The 25,555-nt window shown below is 43.0% G+C and carries 20 protein-coding genes; 13 read left to right on the top strand and 7 right to left on the bottom strand.

Annotated elements, in window-relative coordinates; genetic code table 11:
- Nucleotides 1-11 precede the first annotated feature (11 nt).
- The 3 genes from ACED25_RS02225 to ACED25_RS02215 all read left to right on the top strand — a co-directional run bounded on the left by ACED25_RS02225 (nucleotide 12) and on the right by ACED25_RS02215 (nucleotide 2,616).
- The gene (locus ACED25_RS02225) at nucleotides 12-1,112 is read left to right on the top strand and encodes an AI-2E family transporter (RefSeq protein WP_012600929.1); all 1,101 of its coding nucleotides are present in this window, start codon (nucleotides 12-14) and stop codon (nucleotides 1,110-1,112) included.
- Nucleotides 1,113-1,769, top strand: coding sequence for a potassium channel family protein (locus ACED25_RS02220; protein ID WP_371694542.1), 657 nt, complete (start codon nucleotides 1,113-1,115; stop codon nucleotides 1,767-1,769).
- Between the two features lie 253 nt (nucleotides 1,770-2,022).
- Nucleotides 2,023-2,616 carry a hypothetical protein gene (locus ACED25_RS02215; RefSeq protein ID WP_371694541.1) on the top strand — a complete coding sequence of 198 codons (594 nt, stop codon included), beginning with the start codon at nucleotides 2,023-2,025 and terminating at the stop codon, nucleotides 2,614-2,616.
- A 239-nt stretch (nucleotides 2,617-2,855) separates the two neighbouring features.
- Here the strand turns inward: ACED25_RS02215 and ACED25_RS02210 are convergent, their stop codons facing one another.
- Nucleotides 2,856-3,065, bottom strand: coding sequence for a hypothetical protein (locus ACED25_RS02210; RefSeq protein ID WP_004731601.1), 210 nt, complete (start codon nucleotides 3,063-3,065; stop codon nucleotides 2,856-2,858).
- 947 nt (nucleotides 3,066-4,012) lie between these two features.
- Here ACED25_RS02210 and ACED25_RS02205 point away from each other — a divergent pair.
- The 6 genes from ACED25_RS02205 (at nucleotide 4,013) to ACED25_RS02180 (ending at nucleotide 14,026) form a co-directional block, all read left to right on the top strand.
- On the top strand, nucleotides 4,013-4,945 hold the full coding sequence (locus ACED25_RS02205) for a siderophore ABC transporter substrate-binding protein (protein WP_371694540.1): 933 nt from the start codon (nucleotides 4,013-4,015) through the stop codon (nucleotides 4,943-4,945).
- Nucleotides 4,946-5,044: 99 nt separating this feature from the next.
- Nucleotides 5,045-5,998: an ABC transporter permease gene (locus tag ACED25_RS02200; protein WP_371694539.1), complete on the top strand. Its 954-nt coding sequence runs from the start codon at nucleotides 5,045-5,047 to the stop codon at nucleotides 5,996-5,998.
- Nucleotides 5,991-6,941: an iron chelate uptake ABC transporter family permease subunit gene (locus ACED25_RS02195; protein WP_012600923.1), complete on the top strand. Its 951-nt coding sequence runs from the start codon at nucleotides 5,991-5,993 to the stop codon at nucleotides 6,939-6,941. The genes ACED25_RS02200 and ACED25_RS02195 overlap by 8 nt, the downstream gene beginning before the upstream one ends.
- 12 nt (nucleotides 6,942-6,953) lie before the next feature.
- Entirely contained in the window at nucleotides 6,954-7,718 is a 765-nt protein-coding gene (locus ACED25_RS02190; protein WP_102257601.1) for an ABC transporter ATP-binding protein, read from the top strand.
- 319 nt (nucleotides 7,719-8,037) lie between these two features.
- Nucleotides 8,038-9,063: an HD domain-containing phosphohydrolase gene (locus tag ACED25_RS02185; protein ID WP_371694538.1), complete on the top strand. Its 1,026-nt coding sequence runs from the start codon at nucleotides 8,038-8,040 to the stop codon at nucleotides 9,061-9,063.
- The gene (locus ACED25_RS02180; protein WP_371694537.1) at nucleotides 9,056-14,026 is read left to right on the top strand and encodes an ATP-binding protein; all 4,971 of its coding nucleotides are present in this window, start codon (nucleotides 9,056-9,058) and stop codon (nucleotides 14,024-14,026) included. The genes ACED25_RS02185 and ACED25_RS02180 overlap by 8 nt, the downstream gene beginning before the upstream one ends.
- A 92-nt stretch (nucleotides 14,027-14,118) precedes the next feature.
- Here ACED25_RS02180 and ACED25_RS02175 read toward each other — a convergent pair whose 3' ends face one another.
- Nucleotides 14,119-15,009: a LysR family transcriptional regulator gene (locus ACED25_RS02175; protein WP_371694536.1), complete on the bottom strand. Its 891-nt coding sequence runs from the start codon at nucleotides 15,007-15,009 to the stop codon at nucleotides 14,119-14,121.
- Nucleotides 15,010-15,317: 308 nt separating this feature from the next.
- Here ACED25_RS02175 and ACED25_RS02170 point away from each other — a divergent pair, with 308 nt between their 5' ends.
- The gene (locus ACED25_RS02170; protein ID WP_371694535.1) at nucleotides 15,318-16,493 is read left to right on the top strand and encodes an MFS transporter; all 1,176 of its coding nucleotides are present in this window, start codon (nucleotides 15,318-15,320) and stop codon (nucleotides 16,491-16,493) included.
- A gap of 211 nt (nucleotides 16,494-16,704) precedes the next feature.
- Here ACED25_RS02170 and ACED25_RS02165 read toward each other — a convergent pair whose 3' ends face one another.
- The 3 genes from ACED25_RS02165 to ACED25_RS02155 form a co-directional block, all read right to left on the bottom strand.
- Nucleotides 16,705-19,461, bottom strand: coding sequence for an immune inhibitor A domain-containing protein (locus ACED25_RS02165; protein ID WP_371694534.1), 2,757 nt, complete (start codon nucleotides 19,459-19,461; stop codon nucleotides 16,705-16,707).
- A 47-nt stretch (nucleotides 19,462-19,508) separates the two neighbouring features.
- Entirely contained in the window at nucleotides 19,509-19,820 is a 312-nt protein-coding gene (locus ACED25_RS02160) for a hypothetical protein (RefSeq protein ID WP_029223725.1), read from the bottom strand.
- A 576-nt stretch (nucleotides 19,821-20,396) separates the two neighbouring features.
- The gene (locus ACED25_RS02155; protein ID WP_371694533.1) at nucleotides 20,397-21,359 is read right to left on the bottom strand and encodes a hypothetical protein; all 963 of its coding nucleotides are present in this window, start codon (nucleotides 21,357-21,359) and stop codon (nucleotides 20,397-20,399) included.
- Nucleotides 21,360-21,510: 151 nt separating this feature from the next.
- Between ACED25_RS02155 and ACED25_RS02150 the strand changes: the two genes are divergently transcribed.
- Both ACED25_RS02150 and ACED25_RS02145 read left to right on the top strand, forming a co-directional pair.
- Nucleotides 21,511-21,978 carry an Lrp/AsnC family transcriptional regulator gene (locus tag ACED25_RS02150; RefSeq protein WP_135384215.1) on the top strand — a complete coding sequence of 156 codons (468 nt, stop codon included), beginning with the start codon at nucleotides 21,511-21,513 and terminating at the stop codon, nucleotides 21,976-21,978.
- A 206-nt stretch (nucleotides 21,979-22,184) separates the two neighbouring features.
- Nucleotides 22,185-23,747, top strand: coding sequence for a PAS domain-containing methyl-accepting chemotaxis protein (locus ACED25_RS02145; protein WP_017102544.1), 1,563 nt, complete (start codon nucleotides 22,185-22,187; stop codon nucleotides 23,745-23,747).
- 171 nt (nucleotides 23,748-23,918) lie between these two features.
- Here ACED25_RS02145 and ACED25_RS02140 read toward each other — a convergent pair whose 3' ends face one another.
- Complete coding sequence (locus ACED25_RS02140) at nucleotides 23,919-24,374, bottom strand: methylglyoxal synthase (protein ID WP_009844869.1); 456 nt, start codon at nucleotides 24,372-24,374, stop codon at nucleotides 23,919-23,921.
- A 60-nt stretch (nucleotides 24,375-24,434) separates the two neighbouring features.
- Entirely contained in the window at nucleotides 24,435-25,382 is a 948-nt protein-coding gene (torT, locus tag ACED25_RS02135) for a TMAO reductase system periplasmic protein TorT (protein WP_240797169.1), read from the bottom strand.
- Between torT and ACED25_RS02130 the strand changes: the two genes are divergently transcribed.
- On the top strand, nucleotides 25,327-25,491 hold the full coding sequence (locus ACED25_RS02130) for a hypothetical protein (protein ID WP_231847902.1): 165 nt from the start codon (nucleotides 25,327-25,329) through the stop codon (nucleotides 25,489-25,491). The genes torT and ACED25_RS02130 overlap by 56 nt on opposite strands.
- The last annotated feature ends 64 nt before the right edge of the window (nucleotides 25,492-25,555 follow it).

The following is a 25,555-nucleotide window of genomic DNA, read 5'->3' as shown; positions in this document are numbered from 1 at the left end:
AAGGACGTCTCATGAAGTTAACCGACGATTTTTCAAAACAGGCGATAGACGCTGCCATCAAAATTGCAGCGATTGCTATGCTCGTCTACTGGTGTTTTGCGATTTTACGCCCATTCATTCTATTGGTTATTTGGGGGGCGATCATTGCGACTGCGCTCTATCCAGTTGCTGTCGCGATTTCAAATAAGACGGGAATGTCGAAAGGAAAAGCCAGTGCATTGCTTAGCTTTATTGGTGTGATTCTTCTGTTTATTCCTTTGGCGGCGCTTTCCTCTGGTATCTACACCAGCGCTTCTGATCTGATGACAGGGCTTCAAGATGGCACATTGTCATTACCTAAACCGAAAGAGTCTTTACAAGATATTCCGTTCATTGGGGAGAAGGTATATTCAACCTTGGTAGCTGCCTCCAATAATATTGAAGGTACGTTCATAAAGTATGCTGACGAACTGAAACAGTTTGCGACTAAAGCTGCTTCTGTTTTAGGCTCTCTCGGCGGTGGGTTTATTCAGTTTATTATTTCTACCATCATTGCTGGCGCATTTATGAGTAACGCCGATAAGTGCCAAACGGGGGTCACTCACTTAGTGGCTCGCCTAACCGATGGTAAAGGTGAAGAGTTGGTACAGTTATCTAAATCAACGGTACGTAGTGTCGTGCAGGGTGTGATAGGTGTTGCTGTGATTCAATCCATTATGTCAGCAATTGGTTTAGTGATTGCAGGTGTTCCTGCGGCTGCGTTTTGGGCATTAGCTGTTCTGCTCATTGCAATTATTCAACTTCCGCCGATTCTTGCTTTATTGCCTGCAATTATTTACATGTTCAGTGTTGAATCGACGCTAGCGGCGAGCCTGTTCTTAGTGTGGTGTATTTTGGTCAGTGGCAGTGACGCTATTTTGAAACCGATGCTATTGAGCCGCGGCTCTCATATCCCAATGTTGGTTATTCTACTGGGTGCATTGGGCGGAATGGCGATGTCAGGCATCGTTGGTCTGTTTGTTGGTGCTGTGATACTGAGTTTAAGCTATGAGCTGATGATGGCATGGCTTGGACTTGAAGAGAAAAACCAAGAAGAAACTGAGAAAAAACCAGCAGAGGCAGAGGAAAAATAGATGAAGCCAGTCTCTAAAGACGACAACTTCTACTTCTTATTCTATGCACTGTTGGTGTTGTTTTTTGGTTGCGCGGTGATGCAGCAGTTTTATCCGCAAGGTCAAAAGACCATTCTGTTTTTGATCATTATTACTTTGGCTGTTTCGATAGTGGGAATACATAAAGAGCGAGCCTTGTATCGCTCTTGGTATGGTCTGCTATTGATAACCGCTACGGTGTCGGGGGTATTCTCGTTTTTGGAGGACTATAACCTTTCGATAGTGACGTTAACGGCATTGGCGGTGTTTCTGTTCTCACATATTTATTCCGCTCTCAAACAGGTAATGAAAGCAAAGACGGTGACGCCCAATCACATTATTGGCTCGATCTGTATTTACTTGTTGTTGGGGTTCGCTTGGTCGACCATCTACTTGTTGATTTTAGAAATATTCCCCAACGCCTTTAATGGGTTAGAAGAGCAAATCTGGCTAACCAATTTGTTTAATGCGATGTACTTTAGCTTTATCACGTTGACTACGGTTGGCTATGGTGACATATCACCAGCATTGCCTATTGCTCAATTCTTTGTGTTCATGGAGTCCGTTATCGGCAGTTTCTATTTAGCCATCATGGTGGCGAGTTTGGTGAGTATCCGACTTGCACAGTCTCAATCTTAAGTGCAATCTTTTTCATTTAAGTACCTGTATAAGTTAGAAGTCTGTTTTGTTGGAACAGGTGCAGTATGGATTTTAATCGATGACCAGTTTTACCATTTAACGCCATATGGATTAATAAGTAGCCAAAAGATAACGTATTGAGAGAATTTAAGTACGCACCTAGATATAACCTATCAAGTTACCGAAAAAACGAGGTTATATAGTGGTATGATCGCGGGCTCAGCACCATAAGTGATAAAGAATAGGAAACAGAATGACTCACCTTACAGAGCAGCAAGAAGCTGCAATGGCGACGTTTAAGGAAAACTTACACCTTCCAAATGGTGGTTTTCATAAACTGATTATCGAGCTAAGTAAGGAATATCAGCTGCCTTTCCAAAAGGTGCGTGCGGTTTTAAAGAAAGCTCAAAAAGGTGTTGAACGACGGATACGAGAAGACTTTAACAGTGTTGATGGCACAGTACTGAGCCAAGAGAATTGGGTGAACATTATTAAGTCGAAGCTTGTTGAGTTAGCGGAAGAAAACCAAACGGTGATGGATAAGCTGCAACAAAACCTGAAGTATCAAAAAGTGTTGTCGGCAACCGAAGGTTCAATCGCAAGTGAAGACGAACGTGACGAGTTGATTGAAGAGTTGATTCAAGCTTATGAGAAAGAGGTGTTCAAACCTTTACTGGCGATGCTGCATACAACAAAGCTGTATTGGAAGTTAATGCTGGTGGATGAGACATGTAAGATGAATGAGGAGAATCGTGAGAAATTCAGCGATTACCCTCAACACATGCAAGCTGCAGAACACTTATATACTCTTGATCAAAAGTTAAGGTCGATGCCGTTAACTTATTAGCCCATGAATGCAATGATAATGACTCATTGGTGATTCAGAGTTTGATATAAGTTGGTTTCAATAGAAGCACGATAACCTAGCTAGCGTTAGCCGCGTGTGAAATGCAAAAAGGGCTAGGTTTCTGATCTGTTTTACTTCTACTCTATTTTGTTCTGCTAGAGCGAATTGAGGGTGACATCTTTGACTTTTTTATATCTGTCGAACTAAACGGTGTTTCTTTTTGTCGCCGATGGGAAATGCTATAGGAGTGTGAAATGTCCTAGGGTGTTTCCGTTGCCTGAAACGATAGTTCCGATGCTTTCTCGTTCATTAAATTCAAAGTCGATGAGATAACTATGATGTTGTAGCTTGGGCAATATGTGGCGGTGGAGTATATCGCTATTGAGCTGTCGAATCTCTGTGACCCATGAAATCTCTTCTTTGTGTAAGTCTATTTTAATCTTGAGCATTTATTACCTTTTAGTTTATTGACTGTTTTTTCGCGTGATAGTTGGTACCAATGGGTTTGTCGTGTTGTTCTGCGTGACATAACTGTGCCTTGTGTTTATTACATTTGTATTTAAGTGATCGATCTATTCTGACTTCGCTGATAAAAGAGCGAATGACGAGAGATCGGTAGTAGGATCGAATTTAAAAGCTATTGAATGACTATCTGGGTGAAAGCTGACGCAGAGATGGTGTAACGAGGGAATCGAGAACTGTCTATGTGGAACTTGGACTTACTTTAGCATTAACAGCTCTATAGATTAGAGCCAGGTGGCGAACTATACGCCTAGTTTTTTAAATTACAACCCTATTTCTAATTAAATTTAAAAATATTTTTGAATGATTTGCCGTCGCTTATTGATAGTTAAATGAACGAAGGACAGGGGATTGACCATGGTATCTGACTGAGGCTCGGTTTTGCACCGCTTCGTATTCTTTGTCATTGGTGGTTTTAATTGAGGCATTAACTTAGTGGTAGTTAAGTGTCTGTTATACTTGGTCTTTACATTGTAAATCACAATTCGTGACACTGAGGTTTAGCGTTGTAATTAGGGGATTAGCGTTGTAATTACAGGGTTTTCGGGCACTTTTCCCCATCAGTTTTTTCTTCAGATTGATGATCATTTTCCTCTTCTCTCTTTTTGCTATTTTTGATTCCTAATATCTCTCCCGACTACGCAAAACATGAATACTCACTTTTACATTTCTGAATAATAAAGTTGTTGTGTCGCTAATTTAACGCAAATATAATTGATAATAGTTCTCACTTGCGTTACAAGTTTGTTGTCAAAGCAATGACAGACTTTAAATTATCGTTATTTAGCCGTTGTGTATGCCCCATGCTCATCTATGAGTAATGTGACTTTTATTGTCATGAGTGGTGGTTTGTATCCATGGCAAAGGAAGACACATGAAGAAAACAATCAATTCAGTTCGTCAGTTATTGGGTGGGCTTGCTATCGCTCTTGCATCATCATTGATAATGACCGCTCAAGCGGAAACAATCACTATTGAACACGTAAAGGGCACGGTGCAGTTTACCGAAGTACCACAGCGCGTTGTAGTACTTGGCTTTGGTAGCTTGGATGTGCTTGATCAGATTGGTATACAGCCAGTTGGCGCGCCTCACAGCCTAATGCCTGACTATCTAGCTTCGTACAAAGATACGACGGCAAATACGGGCTCATTGAGTGAACCTGATTTTGAAGCTATCTACATGCTGAAGCCTGACATCATCATTGCCGAAAACCGTATGCTTAAGGTTTACGATCAACTAGCAAAAATAGCTCCGACCATCATGTTCTCTATTGAAGGTGACAAATACTGGGCTGATGCTCAGCAAAACTGGCGCGCGCTAGGCAAGCTCTTTGGTAAGCAAGCTAAAGTAGAAGCGCTCATTAAAGAGACTCAAGCTTCTATCACGGCGGTTAACGACAAAGTCGCGTCTGACGAAACGTTAGCAATGATGCTAATGAACAACGGCAACAACATTGCGATGTTCAATAAGGGCAGTCGCTTCTCAATCATCTTTGATGACTTTGGCTTTGTGGAGTCAAAGAGTGCGACAGTGGCTCCGATTAAAGGGAATCACGGCAATCTAATCTCGTTTGAATATATTGCTGATGCAAAACCTGAAGTGCTTTACGTGCTTGACCGCGAAAAAGCGATCGGTAAGTCAGAAGGGCGCGCACAACAGCTGTTTGACAACCCACTGGTTGCAGCAACACCTGCAGCGCAGCAAGGGAACATCGTTTACCTTGATTCAAGTGCTTGGTATCTGGTAGGTGGCGGCGTAACAGCGATTCACAAAATGTTGGGTGACATTGAACGTACGATTCAATAGTTACTAGTCATCAGATTCTCGGGCTTATAAGAGTGTTCTTATAAGCCCTTTTTCACTTTTTTATACGGTCTCCCCGATCCTACCTTTAGTATTACTTCTATGTTAAAACCCATTGCAGCTGCTGTATTTCTTATTGTGTTATGCGTTGCGTCATTAATGATTGGAGTCGCTGAGATCAGTTTTAGCGATTTTTTCAATGGCAACCAACACGCCAACTCTATTTATGTTGTTAGTCGGATCCCTCGACTGTTCGCGATTGTGCTTGCCGGTGCTGGCTTGAGTGTTGCTGGCTTGATAATGCAACAGATTGTTCAGAATAAGTTTGCTGCGCCTTCGACGATGGGCACGATTGATTGCGCCATGCTTGGATATATAGTCGGTATTCTGGTGCTGGGCAATGCCGCGCAATGGAGCTATTTAGGTTTCATTTTCGCGTTTGCGGTTTTCGGGACCATGCTATTGGTCCGCTTTCTGCAACACTTGAAGTTCAAGAATGCGGTGTTGGTACCTTTGATTGGCATCATGTATGGCAACGTTATTTCCTCTCTAACAACCTTTATTGCTTACAAATACGATTTAGTACAAACCATGTCGGCTTGGACGATGGCGAACTTTGCGAGTGTATTGCAAGGCAGCTATGAAATCCTTTACCTCGCAGTGCCTGCTTGTGTATTGGCTTACTACTTTGCGAGTCAGTTCAGTGCGGCAAGTATTGGTGAAAGCTTCGCAAAAAACATTGGCCTCAATTATCAGAAGATCGTATTCATTGGTGTTGCATTGGTTGCTATCTGCGCCTCTTCTGTGGTGATGATCGTTGGTGTTATCCCATTCCTTGGCCTTATCGTGCCAAATATCGTGTCGTTGATGATGGGCGATAACATGAAGAAGATTCTGCCTTGGACAGCTTACTGGGGCGTGATCTTGGTATTGGTCTGCGACTTGTTAGCTCGAATCGTTATCTTTCCTTACGAGATTCCAATCTCAATGGTAATCAGTGTCTTTGGCGGCTTGATTTTTATCTACCTGATCATGAGAGACAAGTCGAATGCGTGATTCAGTAAAAATTGCGATTCTGGCTATCGCGTCTTTGGGTATGGCGGCAGTATTTGTGGGGCAGGGACTTACGTGGGATAACTACGAATTCTTCTTGTCTTTGCGACTACCCAAACTGCTGTCGATTGTGTTGGCGGCGGTGGCGATCTCTGCATCGTCATTGGTTTTTCAAACCATTACTAATAATCGAATTCTAACCCCATCCATCTTGGGCTTTGACAGTCTGTATATGCTGGTTCAAACGGTGCTTCTGTTTGTGTTTGGCAGTACCAGTTTCTGGGTGATTGATTCAATCGCGAACTTTTCATTGTCTGTGACTGTGATGATCTTGTTCTCGTTTGCGCTGTTCCATTTTTACTTCAAGAGCAAGCGAAACAACGTATTTACACTGTTGTTGATTGGTATTGTGTGCGGCAGCGTATTCTCAAGCTTGGCTAACTTCCTTGCGATGTTGATTGACCCGAACGAGTTTGCCGTGCTGCAAAATGTGATGTTCGCGAGCTTCAATAACGTGAAAGGTGAACTGGTTTACCTCAGCCTTATTCCACTGGGTTTGAGCTTGCTTGGCCTGTGGTTGTTGGCTCCCAAGCTTGATGTGCTTTGGCTTGGTGTTGATAACGCGACAAGCTTGGGCGTTAACACCAAGCGATTGACTCAGATTACCTTAGTGATTGTGTCAGTGATGGTCGCAGTATCGACGGCTTTGGTTGGCCCTGTGCTGTTCTTTGGTTTAATCACCGTGAGCTTAGCTCGTCAGATATTCAAATCTTATCAACATCGTGTGCTTATCATCGCGAGCAGTTTGTTAGCGGTCGTTCTATTGGTTTCAGGCCAATGGTTCATTGAAAAAGTAATGGCGTTTGAAACCACTGTGAGCGTGATCATTAACTTGGTCGGCGGTTTGTATTTTATGTTCTTGTTGTTACGCACCAGAATTCAGTAAAGGTAATAAGTAGTGATTAAATTAACAGGTTTGAGTAAGAAGTATGGCAAGACACTTGTGGTGGATGATGCCAGTGCCATGTTCCCTAAAGGGGAAGTGACTTCTATCATTGGCCCAAATGGTGCGGGTAAAAGTACTCTGCTTTCTATGGCGAGTCGCTTAACCGAAAGTGATGCGGGCGAGGTCGTTATTGGCGATAAATTACTGGCTGAATGGGATACCAAAGAGCTTGCGAAGCACCTTGCTGTGTTAAGACAATCAAACAACATCAATATGCGATTTACGATTCGTGAGTTGGTCTGTTTTGGGCGTTTTCCGCATTCTCAAGGTCGCTTGAAAGACGAAGATCATAAGATCGTCGATACAGCGCTAGAGCACCTTGGCATTACCGATATCCAAAACAGATACCTTGATGAATTGAGTGGTGGTCAGCGTCAAATGGCGTTTATCGCGATGGTTGTGGCGCAAGATACGGATTATGTGTTCTTGGATGAGCCACTAAACAACCTAGATATTAAACACTCGGTTGAAATCATGCAGACGCTACGTCGCCTAGCGCATGAGTTTAATAAGGCGGTCGTTATCGTGATTCACGACATCAACTTTGCTTCTTGTTACTCAGATAACATTGTCGCGATGAAGAGGGGCCAAGTGGTTAAGTCGGGCAAGGTCTCTGAAGTGGTTGAAAAGTCAGTGATGGAGTCGATTTACGAGATCCCATTTGAGATTCGTGAGTTCGATGGTGTTCGAATCTGTATGTATTATTCAGGTCGTTAGGTTGCGGGTTCGCTAGGCTATTTGATTCTCTAATGACTTAAGTGAAAAGAGCTCCCAAATGAGGAGCTCTTTTTGTTTTTGCCAGTTTGTATTTTGTTAATAAAAGGTCTGGATTCAAAAGTAATCTGTATAATTTCCTTTGTATTATAATGACTTAATCGACGTAATATTGACTGGTCATACTTCGACAAACGTTGGTTTGATGTCACTCGAAGATCTACTCTTCATTTTCAATAAACAATTGCTATTTTTTCTGATTAACCTCTAAAAATCGTTCTACACTATATTTATAACTGTTTGATTTTTATACGAGGTATCAATGAGTCGTAAACCCATAGTGTTAGTCGTAGATGACACCCCAAGCAATTTGGATGTGTTGACTGCAATACTTAAAGATACCTATCAAGTCAAAGTAGCAATTAACGGTACCATTGGCATCAAGATAGCCAAGGTGGTGCCTCAGCCAGACCTCATTCTCCTCGATATCATGATGCCTGATATTGACGGTTATGAAGTTTGCAGACAGCTCAAAGAACAGCCCAACACCGCGCATATCCCCATTATCTTCGTTACTGCCAAAATTGGACCTGAAGCCGAAGTAAAAGGGCTCTCCTTGGGGGCTGTCGATTACCTAACCAAACCGATAACCCCTGCTATTGCACTCCAGCGTGTGAAAACGCATATCGCACTTTATGACCAACAACGCGCGTTGTTTAGTCAGGTAAAAGAGAAAACTCAAGAGATCAATCTCGGTAAGCTAGAAACACTGAACATACTGGGTAGAGCTGCTGAATTTAAAGACAATGAAACAGGCATGCACGTTAAGCGTATGAGTCACTACTGTGAAGTGCTAGCTAAAGCCTTGGGAATGACTGACGAAGATGCCGAGACGTTGCGTGATGCAGCACCAATGCATGATATTGGCAAGATTGGCATTCCCGATAGTGTGCTGCTAAAGCCTGGTAAGTTGGATGCCGGTGAGTGGAATACTATGCAGAAACACGTCGAGTACGGTGTTGAAATTCTTGGTAGGCAGAGTGATTCCAAACTGATGCGTATGGCGATTCAGGTGGCGCAATATCATCATGAGAAATGGGATGGCAGCGGTTACCCAAACCAGATCGCGGGTGAAGAAATTCCTTTGGTAGGAAGAATCGCTGCGGTGGCTGATGTGTTTGATGCCCTGACAGCAGAGCGTCCTTATAAGAAGGCTTGGAGTGTCGATGAGGCACTGAGCTTGTTTGAAGAACAGAAAGGCAAACATTTTGATCCAACTATCGTTGATCTGTTCTTTCTTAAGTTGCCCGAGATTCTTGCGATTAAAGAGAAGTTTAGCGATGAGTGATGGCTTGATGTTGTCACTAAATCGTTTTGTATTATCTCTTATCATTGGCTTATTGGTGTGGTCACTAGTCATTCGCAGTGTAAACGCGGCTGAAGTGACCGATGCTAAGTTAAACCAGTGGTTGGAAAACCAACCGACCATCACATTTATTGCTCTTTCCGACCATTACCCGTACTCATTCATCGATGACGACGGGCTGGTTTCTGGGATCATCAAAGATTGGACATTGGATCTTGAACAGCGTTTTGGTGTCCATGTTCGGTTTATCACAGTTAACTCGCGCGTCGAGGCCAAAGCGGCGTTAGTCGATGGGCGAGGCGACGTGTTCCCATTCCAACAGTTCGACCCAAGTGAAGGTGGACGTTTTCTTGCAAGTGATCCCTATATTCCTTATCAGGTGGCTGTAATAGTCCCTATCGACAAAAAACTCGATGGAAATCTAGATCAAAATAATAAACGCCGCATTGCGATGGTAAATGAAAACATAGACTTGGAGCGTGCAGGAGTGAGGTTGAGCTCTATCGAAAGAGTCGATTTTGAGAATGTTATTGATGCGGTGCGTGCGTTAGGGTCTGGTGATGTTGAAGGCATGGTCGGTGAACCTATCACCACTATGGATCTTGCGAAAAAGATTGGCGTTCATGATCTAGCGGTCAACTATGTTTTGGAGCATTGGAAAAAGTTAGAAGCGTCGATGGTGATTAGAAATGACGAACCAGAGCTACTGACGCTAATCAACAAACAAATTGAAACTTTTGACGTTGCAAATAAGAACCAGATTTTATCAAAGTGGCTAGATACCTCTCCTTATCGAGTGCCACTAAAAGGCGTATTTGGCTTTGGTAACCCTCCGTATATGTATCCAGACAGCACCGCGGTCGGGCTAGAACACGACATTATTCAACGTGCTCTTAATGATATGGGGTATAAGTTGGGTGACGTTGTCACTCTTCCTCCTAGTGCCGCTAGAAAGGCCATCGACAACAATAATTCTATTGCCTTTGTTTCTGGCGTTCAGTTTGATGATCCTAATGCTCATTTCCTAAGTGATAAAGTTCTTAATGTTGAGTTTGTTCCTGTTTCACTGACTCGCCGCAAGCTCAAACTTGAATCTCAGAACGACCTATCACTAGGGGCGTTATTGTTCGACGAGACCTCACCAATTAAAAATTCTGTTGAAGTACTGAAGGGTAAGTTAGACATTGGTCGTGTCGAAGATTACGAAGGTCTTGAATCGGCATTCTCACAATTGAGGGCTCAAAATGTTGACCTGTTAATGGTTGAACGAAGGGTTCTGGAGTGGTTTATCACCAATACTCGTTTTATTGAAATGGCAGAGCTAACGTTACATGACGAGTATAAAGTTGAGTATCCGATCTATGTTGATTTTAAGAGTGAGGAAATCAGAGACAGCTTCAATGCCGCGATTAACAACCTTAAACAGGCCGATGACGGTTTAAGCCAAATTATCGAGATGCAGGTTCAGAATGATCTAAGCCAAGTGCTTAAAAAGGCGAATATCATAGCGCAAATATCCGCGTATTTTATCGTCAATGACCGCTTTGAAGAGTTAACCGAAGTTTTTGAAATTTTCGATACGGACAGTTCATTTCAGGTGATCACTGCACAGGCGGATAATAGTAATCGTCCAATCAAATCTTGGTACATCGGTAACCTAGTTGATGAATATGGAGAGAAGAAAAACACCTCTCACTTTTCATCAGTCACCAAGGTGGCAAATTATCGAACCAAAGGAGGGAGCATCAATTCTGGCTCGATGACTTTCTACTTTGATGTTCAGTCGTTAGAGCGGAACCATGTTTATTTTCCATCGGTCGAACAATTTAGTTCATTCGGAGATGCGGCGAAACGCTATATTGCGGATGTTTATCAAGCGAGTAACTTGACTGGAGAGATCTTAAATCTAAGCCAAAAAGAGAGGGCGTGGATCAAAGATAATCCGGATGTTCGGATAGGTATCGATCCGAACTCATTGCCTTATGAGGCGGTATCTAATACCGGTGAATACATCGGTATAATTGACGATTATCTAACGCTAATTGAGCAGAAAACAGGGTTAAGTATCAACCATGTAGACGCTGCAAGTTGGTCAGAGACCCGTAGCTTGGTTGATCATCATGAAGTAGAACTGGTCTCCGCAGCTCAAGAGAACCGTTCGTTAGGAGACAACGTCAAAGCTGTCAAGAGCCTGTTTTCAAGCCGTTTAGCTATTGCATCGAGACGAGACATTAGTAGCTTGGTGCTTGAGGAAGCTGAAGGATGGAAAATCGGTATCTTGAAGAACGCAGCAAATACCGACGCGATTGTCGAGAAATACCCGAATATTGAATGGGTGAAAGTCGAATCCACTGAAGATGGGCTTAACCGACTGGATGATGAAACCCTAGATGGCATGATCGATACTGTCGAAGTCCTAAACTATCTCATTGATTCATATGGTCATCGTGAGGTCGGAATTATCGGACGACTTGATTTTTTCCGTTCTCCAACTTTACACGTCATTAAGTCTGAACCTTTGCTCTATTCCATTGTGAATAAGGCAATTGAGAGCATTTCTGCTGAAGAACGTCAAAAGATCTCAGCAAAATGGGCGGCGCCTAAAGCGATAGAAAGAGTTGACTATCAATTGGTTTACACCATTTCGGTTTTTTCTCTGGTGATCCTTCTTCTTATTATTTTTTGGAATCGTAAATTAACTAAGCAGATCATTATTGCTAAGGAAGCGACCGAAGCTCTAGAAAAGGCGCAGAACCAACTCTACAACATGCTAAATAGCTCTCCAATCGCCGCTAGTGTTGTGTTAGAAGAGAAGGTTCGCTATGCCAACGATACTGCGAAACGCCTGTTTGGGGTTGAAGATCTGGATCTTGATTCTATCGATGCGGCTGCTATTCATGATTCCTTAGCCGTTCGGGACGATGTACATAAGGAGCTTAATCTCAATGGAAAGGTGGTAAACAGAGAGTTGGTGCTAAGAAAGTCTGACGGAACCCGTTTCGTCGCGCTCGTCAGCTATTATTTGTTTGAGCTAGATGGCGAGATAGCAACACTATTTTGGGCATTCGATATTTCAGAAATGAAACGCCTAAACGAACAACTTGAAGAAGAGAAACAGAGAGCCGATCTGGCTAGCCAAGCTAAATCGGAATTCTTAGCCAATATGAGTCACGAAATTAGAACGCCAATGAACGCAATAATTGGTTTGTCTTATTTGGCCATTGGCGAAATATCTAATCCTGTTGCTCGAAACTATATTGAGAAAGTGCACCGTTCGGGGCATTCACTGTTAAGCATCATTAATGACATCCTCGACTTCTCTAAGATAGAGGCGGGACAGCTTGCCATTGATAGCATCCCATTTGATCCCGCAACGACCTTTAAAGATGTGATTGAGTTGATGGAGTCGAAAGCGGCTGAGAAACAACTCAATTTGTCGATGGTCATAGACCCAGAATTAGACACGCCATTACAAGGCGATCCCTTGAGGTTGTTCCAAGTCATACTCAACCTTGTGGGCAACGCGATTAAGTTTACGGAAAAAGGCAGCGTAGCGTTAACGGTGGAGCATGTTGACTCGAACGATAGCAGCCTAACCATGAAAGTGAGTGTGATAGATACCGGGATAGGCATCTCGGATGAGAACCGTCACAAGCTGTTTGAAGCCTTTAGCCAAGCGGATACCACCACAACACGTCGGTTTGGCGGTACAGGGCTTGGGCTCAACATTAGCCAGAAATTAGTGCATGCGATGGGCAGTCAAATTACGGTAGAGAGTGTTTACGGGCAAGGCAGTGAGTTCTCCTTTGTACTGACATTGCCACGATCAAGCTCGGATGCGTTAGCCGATTTCAAAGCCCAAGAGTTGCAGTTGGATTATCAGATAGAGTTCAAAGGCCAAAGAGTGTTATTGGTTGAAGACAATGAGCTGAACCAAGATCTCGCCTTAGCATTTTTCAGTCGTTCTAATTTAAATGCCGATCTTGCTGAAAACGGAAAGGAAGCGCTTGAACTAGCTAAAAACAACGACTACGAAATAATCTTTATGGATCTTCAAATGCCAATTATGGATGGTTTCGAAGCTACACGTTTGATTCGTGAGTTTGATAAAGATGTACCAATTATTGCGATGTCGGCCAATGTGTTTGCTGATGCGAAACAGCGAGCCCGAGAGGCTGGAGTCACGGACTTCTTGGATAAGCCCATTATCATCGATAAAGCCACCTCTTTGATTACGAAATACATCGTGCCAGAGGTTTTGGTTGAGGGTAAAGCGTCATCAGAGTCGCCTTCAGGTAGGATGCAAGATAGCAGCTCTAACAGTCCGACATTAAGCTCTGATACTCTGATGGTTCTCCCTGTTTTCTCATTGCCAAGGTTCGGTCAGTTGACTCATCATGATGTGAAGCTGCAAGACAAGATGCTTGGTAGATTCTGCCAAGGGGCGCCTAACATTATGTCGGATACCTTCGACAACCTAGTGCAAGATGAATGGGTGACGTTAGAGCGGAACCTACATACGTTAAAAAGCATGGCGGCTTCTATTGGCGGGTTGCAATTGGCTGAACAACTCGGTGGTCTTGAAAGCAAAGCGCATAACAAGGCGTGTGATGAGCAAGATCTTAAACAAGCTGAGCTTGGGTTAATCGAATTGATCAAAACGGTAGAGAGCAGCTTTGATGGCTCTGGTGCTCAAGGTGTTGAAACGGCATGTACTCAAGAAACTGAGGTGAGAAGCGCTGATGCATCGAATTCGCCTAATATCACTCAAGAGCAGCGAGCTAAGTTGTATTCGCTGTTGGATGCTTATGATAACGATGCGACCCAATACGTGACTGTATTACTGGCACAGTATTCACATTCAGCAGTTCTTAAAGATGTCCAAAGTGCGTTAGATAATTACGACTTTGAACGAGCCAAAGAGGTTCTGAGTGCTTCTGAGTAGCTGTCTTTTGAACATCACTCCAACATTAAAGCCTTTAGCTCTTGCTGCGAAATAACGAACTAGCTAAAGGCTTTAAGTCTATCTATACCGAACTAATTACTGACGTGTTGTTTGATTAGATCGATAACAGTGTTGTATCTGTGCGGCAGTTTTCGATTTCTTTTCTGAACCAAATACAGTGTTTCTTCAACCTTCACTTTAGGTGTCACAACGTGCAGCTTATCTCTGTCTGGAAAGTTTTCGACAGCCCCTGCGGGTAACACGGTGAACCCAAGCCCTTTGGATACGGGTAATAGAATTTGGTGAAGTTGATTAATGTAGCCAGACTTCGGTATTTCATTGATGTTGATGTTCGCTAAATCTTTATCTCCGCATAGGTCAAAATACAAAGACAGGTAATGAGCAGAGTCTGGATGGGCTATGAGGCCGATATTGTGCAGAGCTTCAGGGGTAATCTCTAAGTCAGCAAGACTATGATGGACGATTAAGCACAGCGCCTCATTACCAATAATTTGGCTCTGATAATAGCTGTCATTGGGTGAATGTCTGACGATTCCAATATCGGTGGTGCCTTGGATTAGGTCGTTCAATATCTTTTTGTTCGGTGCCGCTTCTAGGTTGATGCTCAGGTCTTGATGTTGCTGCTGCAGTTCAAGAAGCTTGGGATACAGACGCAAAGAGAGTGAACCCGAACAGGATAGATGACATTGCCCAGAATAAGGATTGTCGAAACTCAGAGATTCGAATAAATCTTCTTGGTCTTTTTCCAGTTTAAGAGCGTAGCGATACATAATCCGACCTTGTTCGGTCAGTTCGAAGCTCTTATTTTCCCTCGATAACAAGTCACAGTTACAAGCTTGCTCAAGCTTTTTGATGTGTTGGCTAACGCCAGGCTGTGTCATATACAGCTTTTCTGCAGTTTGGGTGAAATGACCAACTTCAACCAGAGTCTTAAATGTATTGAGCCAAAGTGGATTAATCATACTCACCTTTAAATGCTAACGCCTATGGATAAAAAGGCTTATAAGTAACAGAGCCTGTGAATAACAAAGCCTATAAACAACAAAGCTTCTGAATAACACAAAATTATTATTATCTTAAGTAATGATAATTTCAACTCTAGAGCGTAAAGCAACGAAGATTAAAGCACCTTTGGCGGAATACACTTCGAAGTCGAGACTCGTGGCTCTTTAATTGAGTGCTTTGGTGAGTTCATTAAAAGTAACAAAGAGTTGCGACTTTGTTGATTTTTTGTTCTATTGACCAGCTGTGCCCATATTTAGGAACGAAGATGAATAGAAATGTTTGGCTGCTCTCACTGTGTCAGGCCTTGTTGATGACGGGCAACATATTACTGATCTCAGTGATTGGCTTGATAGGCAAACAGATTGCACCCAGTGTCAGCATGATTACTTTGCCTGTTGCGTTGCAGTTTTTAGGCTTAATGGCAGCCACTATTCCTGCATCTTTAATTTCAGGAAAATTAGGACGAAAACGAGGGTTTAGTATCGGCAATGTAGTTGGCATTACCGGAGCAAGCCTTGCGACTTACGCGTTATCTCAGCAACATTTCTATCTGTTTTGTTTCGCCACGTTTTTGCTTGGGATAGGTATTGGTTTTGGTACGCTTTATCGTTTTGCTGCAATCGAGGTGTGTGATGAAAATGCCCGTCATCGAGCGATATCTATCTCTATGGCTGGTGGCGTTTTAGCAGCGGTATTAGGGCCAAACTTGGCGATTATGTCGCAACAGTGGTCAGCAGATGGTTTGTATATTGGTGCTTTTGCTTCGCTGATCGGCCTAAACATCTTAGCTTTAGCCTTGTTACAAACCATTCAGTTTCCTAAGGTCTCTTTTAATAGTCAGGCTCCCAAAGCCGATCCTTTAAGTGTGATCGTTAAAGCGCCGAACTTTGTTGGCGCTGTGTTTGCGGCCATGGTTGCTTACGCCGTGATGAACATTTTGATGACGGCAACACCATTGGCGATGATTGGTTGCGGATTCGATTTTACTAAAGCTGCTGGTGTGATTGAGTGGCACGTATTGGGTATGTTTGTGCCTGCATTCTTTACGGGTTCCCTCATCGAGAAGTTTGGTTCAAGAATGATGATCCTTGCAGGTGGCGTGTTATTTGTGGTGAGTATTGCCATCAATATCCATGGCGTGTCAATTTGGCACTTTAGAGCGGCTTTGGTTGTGCTTGGTGTGGGTTGGAACTTTATGTTCATCGCTGCAACAGGCTTATTCAGCCAGTCGTATCAAGCTCAAAATAAAGCCAAGGCACAAGCGTTCAATGAATTTGTTGTGTTTGGTTGTGTAACTGTCACGGCGCTACTGTCTGGTTGGTTGGAGTCAACAGTAGGTTGGCAAAACCTTAACGTTTACGTTTTACCATTCGTTTTGGCCGTAATTTTGTTGTTTGCATTCAGTGCGCGTAAATCACGCATTCAAAAGCAGCCCGTGTAATGGTTCCGAATGGTGATTCAGCAAGTTTTTTACTGTGACTAAACCCCTAGTATCTTAAATTGCGACCAATAAAAAGCCCTACCGAATCGGTAGGGCTTTCGCTTATGGCTTAAATAATGACGTTTTCTTAAAACTGCTGTCGTGGTTTATATCCTGTGACAACAGTACTTAAGCTTATTTTGTAAATCCTCATGATAGAGCCTGCTATGATTTACAGGTCGACTAAAATTGTCTTAGTCGTAATCCCGCCTTGGTCATCGATTATCTTCAGTGTCACCTTGTGCTTACCGTATGAAGGGAAGATTGAAGTGAATGTACGACCTCGTTTCACCTTACCGTTTGGAAGTGTCCACTCGGTATCAACAATACGACCATCACTGTCTGAACTTGTTGACCACATGGTTACCCAGCGACCCAAGTGAATGTACTTCGCGCTTGCTTCTGGAAGAGCGTTTGGAGATTCAACACTCACTACGGAGCTGAACGAATCGGTATTGCCTTTGTCGTCGACAACAGTCAAGTTCACCGTGTATTCACCTGCTTGCTCGTAAGACCAAGTTGGTGTCACTTCGTTACTTGTTGTTCCGTTGCCCAAGTCCCATAGATAACTAGTGATCTCACCGTCTTGGTCTGAGCTAAAGTTACGTGCTGAAACGTTCAGGCCAGTCACATTAAGCTCGAAGTTCGCAGTAGGAGCGACGTTGTGTTGGCTTACTTTAGATAAGCGAACCACACCGTATTCGTTGTTGTCACTCTGATTCACAATATCGACCGCTAAACCAAACTCCGTCAGGATACGTCCTGAGTCTGGTGCTTGAGGCGATGTGTAATCTTGGTCATCCGAGAAGCTAGCATTGCCAACTAAACTGGTATCTTCGAGCACATCATTGTCGCTGTTTACAAGACGCATTGGAGTATGATCTTTGAGTGAAAACGCCGCATCACGAACTTGGTAACGAGTTTGAGCGACTTCACCGGATTTTTCCCAAGTCATTGCATTCTGGTCGGCATCGACCACGCCTAACCAACCTTCACCTGGGTGTTTGCCTACCCAGTTATCAGTCAGAGATTCGTCTACGTACCAAATAATCAAACCCGGATCGAATGAGATCAGTTGGCCCATGCGTTTGATGTTGGCTAGACCCTCATCAACGTCCATGTGGCTGCGCCATTGCAACAGGTAGTAGTGTTGCGCTTGGTGGAACCCATTACTCAGCTTGTAACCATTTAGGGCGAAGGTGGAGTTGCTCTCACCATCGTCTATTAAGGTTACTTCACCATCAACGACCACACTGAGGTTATCCAAATAGAAACCTTCCATCGCCAAGCCACCATCGGTGATGTATTCAAACGAAAGCTCTACTTCTTGGCCTGCCCATTGTGAAACGTCGAACTCAGCATCAATCCAACCGCCAGATTCGCCGCCAATAGCAGGAACGAGGCCAGTATTGTACGGGTCATCCATTGAGGTGATGTTGCCGGCAATGGCTTGTCCATTCACGAGTACGCGTGCAAAGTCGTAGTCTTTCTCAATTTCATACCAAGTTTTGAATGAAAGCAGTGCAGAATCGCCGGCTGGAATCACCAACTTGCGTGTCATGCTGTTTTTCAGGTCATCGCCTTTTTGAGAGTGGAACGAATACTCACCAGCAAACGGTTTTAAACCTTCGATCTGTTTTTCTGGAAGATCCACTTTAATCATGTTCGGACGGTTGTTATCCGTTGTTTGGAACAACGTATAAACCTGTGGGTTGTCTTCTAGGTCATCAATCGAGATTTGATCATCGTTAATCCAACGACCACCAATCGACTTCTGTAGGAAGTGTTTTGCCCAAGAGCTGAATGCCGTTGGCTGTGTGCCACCAATTTGACCAGCCCAACTGCCCGAAGACATGATTGACCAGTAAGAGACAGGTTCACCCTTGCCTGTATATTGCGTGTCGTACTCGTCTGGCAAGCCTAAATCATGGCCATACTCGTGAGCACATACACCAGCTGCGGCATCAATCGGTTGAATCGTGTAATCAAATGCTGCGTATTGGCCACCAAAGCGGTCTGGAAGCGAGCTAGAGGTGCCTTTAAGTACATGAGTGCGACCAAGGTTGAATCGGTGAGACCAAATCGCATCAGGGCCTAATACGCCACCACCGGCTTCTTCACCAACAGATGCGTGGAACACCATTAGATGATCAATCACACCATCGGGTTCACGGAAGTTTCCGTCACCGTCGTAATCGTAACGATCTTCAATATCGTAATCGGCTAGATTGATACTCGGATCTTGAGCCAATTGATTCAGTGCTTCGCGAACCAGTTCTTGCGCGTTGAGATCGTTGTCGGTAGTAGGGGAGTTACCCCCATAGAATGACGCAGGTTTAGAGGCGCGATACCAACCTGCAGCTTGGCCCGCAACGCTGTAACTATCACCAGATTCACTTTGGTAATACTGACGCATCGAGATTAGGTTTTCGCCGTTTGGCCCAGTGTAGCCAGAGTTTGAAAATAACAACTCTTGATAATGTTCTGGGTTGTAGCTCTCGTAGAGCATTTGTGTGTGCTCTTCGGTCAGTTTGTTGTTATCCCAGTTCAAATCAGGGAAATCGACTAACAGAGCGAGTACTTTATCGGTACGCTTGGTGCCGACTTCTAACGCAAAGACGCTCGCCTTTTTAACACCAGATCCTTTTTCTATGGCTTTAAGTATTTTCGCTCGTTGCTCAAGTGCTTTTTTACCGAATTGAGCGTCACCTTTAAAACCGGAATTGATTTTATTCTTCAAGTAGCGGTCAAGTGCGTCGTGCTTTGCCACATCGGTTGCATCTTGGTCGACTAAGCCCTGTCTAACTAGCATTTCAATGAGTTTGTCTTCATTAACAACGCCTAAATCAATAGGTGTTTTTGCATAACTACTGACGCTAAATAGAGTAAGCATTGCTGAAGCCAACAATGTTTTTCTCATCATTTTCATTATATTTTCCTTTTATATTTCCATGTCGATATCAGTATCAACTTGCCTTATTCGGATCTGTTGTCCGAGTTTGGCCTAATACACTCTTGTGGTGTCTTATTTAACTGACGTGTGTTTGTTGTATTTTTTTTACTTTCTATCTCCTTTGTATTGGTTGTCTCTTTTCTACTTTTTGAATCAAACGGAGTGCTCTTCGCTTTTTTAGCGTTGAGATAGATACGTAAAGCTTCTTGATTTTCCTCATAGGTTAAGCCAGAACAGATAACACCTCGTTTAATCAATGACTTAAGCAATAGTTCATCGTTCTCAATAGTGGAAGCCTGTGACAGTGATGACAAAGTTAGAACCATTAAAGTCATTGCTTTTATGGGTGTTTTTGTAAGAATCTTAGTTGTGCGAGCCTCGGTTGTAAGAGGCGCTGTTATAAGGAGCATATTAAAAAGAGCCATCAGTTTTGATTATGTAACAAAATATATTTATAAAATTAACCAATCAAATAGATAATTATTACAAGCAATTGTTCGTTCCGATTTCAACATTTAAAGTTAATATCAAATAATGGTCGTTATTTATTTTATTATCAGCTATTTAATGAATTTTGTTGAATGAATAGTTGATATTTTGGATTTTAATAATCTTGGTTGGGAAGTGATTATTATCTTGAGAGTACTTTATACAAGGTATGGAGTTATAAGTAATAAGATGCGTTTTATATTCTCTGTGTTTAAACATTGCATTTAATAATTGAGTTATTAGTAAATACCTGTGCTGAAATTATTTTCACACGAAATATCAATAATTAGGGTGTTGAGAATGATTTTCAGTGTTTCAAGGGCGTGAAATTTAAAAATAGCGGAGGTGATAGGAGTACCAAGTCGTAAAAAAGAACCCGTATTTGAGTTCTTTTCCTTTTATTCTTGTTGGCGATTTACTTATTACTGAGAGACATCGCGATAAAAATACCGTTCGCAAGTGCTTGGATTCATGCGCTTAATGACGTGTGATATCACAGCGACAACTAACACCGAGAATACAAGCCTTCCCCAAAATATCGTGTAGAAATCAGCCCCGATGAGTAGGATCAACAACGTATCTTCAATTAAACTGTGGAGCAAGTTGAGCAGCATGATTGCGGTGAATACGTCTTTTGCTGAGATATGCCCTTTCTTGGCTTCATTGATTAATAAGCCGCCACCAAACGAAAGGCCGAGCGTGATTCCTATTATTGTTAGGTTTGTTGCGTCTTTGCTGATTCCTAGCAGCCTCAAGAACGGTCTTAACAATATTGCCATGAGCTTTTCAATGCCGAGAATCTTTAAAACTTTGAGTAACAGTAATAGTACTGAGATTACCATGAAGATAACCGCAAAGTTCTTGAGCTGTTCAATAGCCCAACCAAGATAACTCGTGTCTCCAGATACTTCTGGTTGCCAAAGCACGGTTGCTGGGTAGTTGAGCCAGTCTCCGTATTGATAACTGAGGTTGAGTAGCCATGCCAGCACTAAGCTTCCACCCACTCTCACCGATAGGGTAGCCAGCCAGCTAACACCTGCTTTTTTGGCAATAGCGCCTTCAATTGGCAATGAGTGAGCAAGGAGCATCATGCTGCCTAAAATTGAAGCTTGAGCAACCGTTAAGGGAACATCGGAATTAATAAGGATAATTAGCCCGGCATAGATGTTGGTGAGTATGGTAGTTGCCCATACTAGACCCATTTCTTTGGGTAATCCGACGCTTTCCATTATAGGGCTTAGCCATTCGCTAAGAATCATTATGCCGCCAAGCTCTTCGACGACTTTTATCAATATGATTATTGGAATCATGATACGGAAAAGCGTCGAAGTGACATAGAAGATTTCTTTGAGGAGCTCTTTGAAAAATTGATAGGTTGATTTCATTGTTACGACCATAACTCGTTGTGTTGTATAAAAAGATCTTACCGCGATTGTTGTGATTATGATTTCAAAAATAACCTATAAAATTACCCGTGATTTTTAAATTGTCGTAAAGTAAGAAATTATCAGTCAAAAAATCATGGTTTAAGAAATTATGGAAATAGACCGTATAGATAGAAGCATATTGGTTGAGCTTCAGAAGAATAACCGGATCCCTAATCAATCGTTAGCCGAGATCGTAGGGCTATCACCTCCTGCTTGCTTAAAGCGAGTGAAACGATTGAGGCAAGAGGGCGTGATAGTCGGTGATGTATCGATCATTAACCCTGAGCTTACTGGCAGCAAGATGACCCTAGTTGTGTCCGTTGAAATGGAGCGCGACCGAGGGGATATCTATCAAATTTTTCGCCATTCTATTTCTAAGGCGTCAGAGGTCACTCAGTGCTATCAGATATCAGGCAGCTTTGACTTTATGTTGATTGTTACGGTCACAGACATTCAAGCTTACGAAGACTTTGTTGAGCGAGTATTACGTAAAGATCTGAATATTCGCAAGTTCCATACCTCCGTCTCTATGAGAACAGTGAAATTTACCACTGCAGTTAACTTAGATGAGTCATGACCTTTAGCCAGATAGAGGTGTGAATAATTAGATCAAAGGCATAATAGTTAGGGAAGAGGCTTAGCGTTTAGAGTTTTGTGAGGTGCATTGGTTATTTTTGTATAAATAGCAGTCATTTACACAAAATGTTACGTTCGCATTTTGTAAGAACTTTAATAATTGTATATATTCCTCGGCTACAATAATAGTTAACAAAAGTTAATATAATGACAGCCAGCTCTCCTTCTCAATCTCGTGAAACGCTTTTAAGCGAAAATGAACAACTTGTCTCAACTACTGACCTTAAAGGTGTGATTACCTATAGTAATGACGCTTTTTGTCGCATTGCAGAATACAACCAAGATGAATTACTTGGGCAAAACCATAATATTGTTAGGCATGGTGATATGCCTAAAGCGGCTTTTGCCGATATGTGGGTGAATCTAAAACAAGGCAAGGCGTGGCGCGGGATCGTAAAAAACAAAACTAAATCCGGTGGGTACTACTGGGTTGATGCTTACGTTACCCCTATTTATGATGGCGGGAAGGTGAGTGGCTATCAGTCTGTTCGTGTTAAGCCGAAAAGCGAGTGGGTGCAAGTTGCGGATAAGGCCTATCAAAGCTTGTTGAAAGCTGAGACGTCAGGTCGCCAATGGTCACTACAGATCAGTGACAGTGTTCGTTACGCAGTGTTACTTGGCTCTTTGGCTGCGCCTCTGATTTCAAATCTTGTAGAAGTAGGGCAAGCATCGCAGTGGATATTGAGTCTTCTTCCTGTCTCTGCTCTAGCACTGCTTTTCCGACAAGAGCTCATTGATACTCCATTACAGTTGAAAAAACTGCAATCTAAATTCGATAGTGTCAGTCGCCTTGTCTACTCAGGTAACAGTCAGTTCTCTGTTGCCGATTTTCATCTCAAGCTGATGTCTGCCCGAATTCGCACTGTGTTAGGCCGTATGACAGACTCAGCGAAACCATTGCAAGATTTAGCTGATAACCTTAATGCGACGTCATACCAAGTCACTGAAGCGCTCGATCAGCAGACAAAAGATATTCTTCAGGTACGTGAAGCAACTGAAGAGGTTGAGGTGACCGCCAATGAAGTCTCTTCTCGTACAGAAGAAGCTCACCAGATTGTCGATGTTACCTTGCAAACTTGTGCTGGTGCTAAAGAGAGCATTGATCAAACCCATCGTAACCTTGAAAACTTGGCATCTCAGGCGGAGAAAGCGACGCACACGACTTACCAATTGAGCGACCAAGCGCAAAGCGTGAGCAAGATAATGGAAGAGATTGGTGGAATCGCTGAACAAACTAACTTGTTGGCACTTAACGCTGCGATTGAAGCGGCAAGAGCAGGCGAGCAAGGACGAGGCTTTGCCGTTGTTGCCGATGAAGTACGTGCGTTATCTGGTCGAACGTCAAAGGCCACAGTTCAGATTAAAGAGAGCATCGATACTATGCTGGCTACGATTGAAAGCTGGCAGAAAGATATCCTGGCGAACAGAGACCAAACCGACGCGTGCGGTGATGTTGCGAAGGTGAGCGCAGAGCGTTTATCTGAAGTTGAAAATCTAATGCAATCGATGAATGAATTGATGCAATCTGTTGAAAGCTCTGCTCATAAACAACGTGAACTATCGAGCGAAGTAAATCTGCATATGCAGTCTATTGCATCCACCGCAGAGCAAAACTTGGTTGCAACACATTCCGTGAAAGACCACTCCACAGAGCTAAAAGAGCAAGTGAATGAGTTCTATCACTTAGCGAAGCGCTTCGAAGAAAAATAGCGGTTAGATTTTAGAGTAATGAGAAATAAGAGAAGCCTTGCGAAACTAGCAAGGCTTTTTTGTGGCTCAAAAGAGCAGATTACAAAAACAGAAAGCCCCCAATAATTGGTGTCCAACTATTGGGGGCAGTTCATAATGCAGGCTCTTTAGTGTGTTCAATTTAACGTGTGATTATGTGCGCTCTGCCAAGTATGCTTCGTAATCTGGGATCTCAATGATCACTTCTTCTTCAAGCAGTGAAGAGTTAAACAGGAAGTTAGCGGTAGCGCGGTTGGTGGCTACAGGGATGTTCCAAACACTTGCTATGCGAAGTAGTGCTTTTACGTCCGGGTCGTGTGGTACAGCATTCAATGGGTCCCAGAAGAAAATCATCATATCGATCTTGCCTTCAGAGATAAGCGCACCAAGTTGTTGGTCACCGCCCATTGGGCCACTGATCATACTCTTAATCGCTAAGCCTGTTTCTTTACTGAGTAGAGAACCTGTCGTGCCCGTTGCATAAAGGAAGTGCTTTTGTAGTTTTTCTTTGTTCTCTTTGACCCATCTTAATAGCTCAGGTTTGAAATGGTCGTGAGCGACCAAAGCGATATTCTTATGCGTTGGCATAGTACGCGTCGTTTTTTGCATGGATGTTCCCTAAATGATTGATTCGTTTTTATTGTTTTGAGTTCTTTAGTCAATATAGCACTAAGGATTCACACTGAATACCGGGCGAAACTCAGAAGGTGACAATGAGTCAGCGATAATTTGATCTTTGAGTGTTGCGGGTGTCAGTGCCTCAATCATGGGTGCGCTATGTTTTTCATAAGGTTGACCACGCAAGTAATGGGTGGCTTGCTTTACCGACAAGCGACCTTGTTCAACCATTTTATCTGTTGGTGCAAAAAGCACCTTGTTACGAAGCAAACCGCGGTAAATTCCGTGACTTAAGTAACTTGAAATTAACCCAATATCTTTGGTTTTACCCGCAGCTCTTAGTTCACTTATCGCAGCTTCAATCGCGACTGCACTTCCGACTATATATTGAATATCCGGTTGTTCGATGACTTGTTGTACCAAGTTTCTTTGCAGTTCTTTATCGTTGTCTGCCCAATAGCTGATCGCGATTTTGATATCGCTCGATTTGATTGCATCATAAAACCCGAGTGCCACAGGTTTAGTGCCACCGCTTGCTTGTGGGCCAAGTAGTAGGGCGATAGGTGTTTCTCCTGACCCTTTTGGATGTCTTTTCGACAAAAACTCTCCGACTTGGAAGCCCATTTGATACCAGTCGACACCGACCGTGCCTTTTAATACTCTTTGTTGCTCTTTGTTGACGGTTAACTCATTGACTGTGGCAAACACAGGGGTTGCTCCGACCCAGTTGGTCAGGTTCTCATGGTAAGCGTCAGGCGAAACGGTGCCTAAAATAATGGCATCAGCCCCCCATTGCGTGCAAAGCACCAGTTGTGAGGCTTGTTTAGCGACGTTGGGGTAACCGCCAGCTTCCAAAACTCTAAGTTCGACTTGTTGCTTTTCTGCTTCTGAGACCATTCCGTAGTTAACCGATAACCAATAAGAGTCTTTTAGGTGCGGATAAATGGCACAAATTTTTTCTTTTTGTGATGTGGCTTCTGCCGGTTTTATTGGGCTCAAAGGCTCACTAGCACTTGCTACAGTGGTGACTGATGCTAGTAATGAGAGAAGAATTTTTGAAGTTAAAGGTCTAGATAGCATGAATTGCCGTTTTATTGGTTTTAGATAAGAAACACTGCAAAATATAGCGTATTCTGCATGGGTAAAGAAGAACGTTTTAAGGTTTAGAGTTT

Source organism: Vibrio sp. 1F263 (assembly GCF_041439035.1).
GTDB lineage: Bacteria > Pseudomonadota > Gammaproteobacteria > Enterobacterales > Vibrionaceae > Vibrio > Vibrio tasmaniensis_A.
Note: the sequence above shows the minus strand (reverse complement) of the source record. Positions and strands in the feature narration are given on the sequence as shown.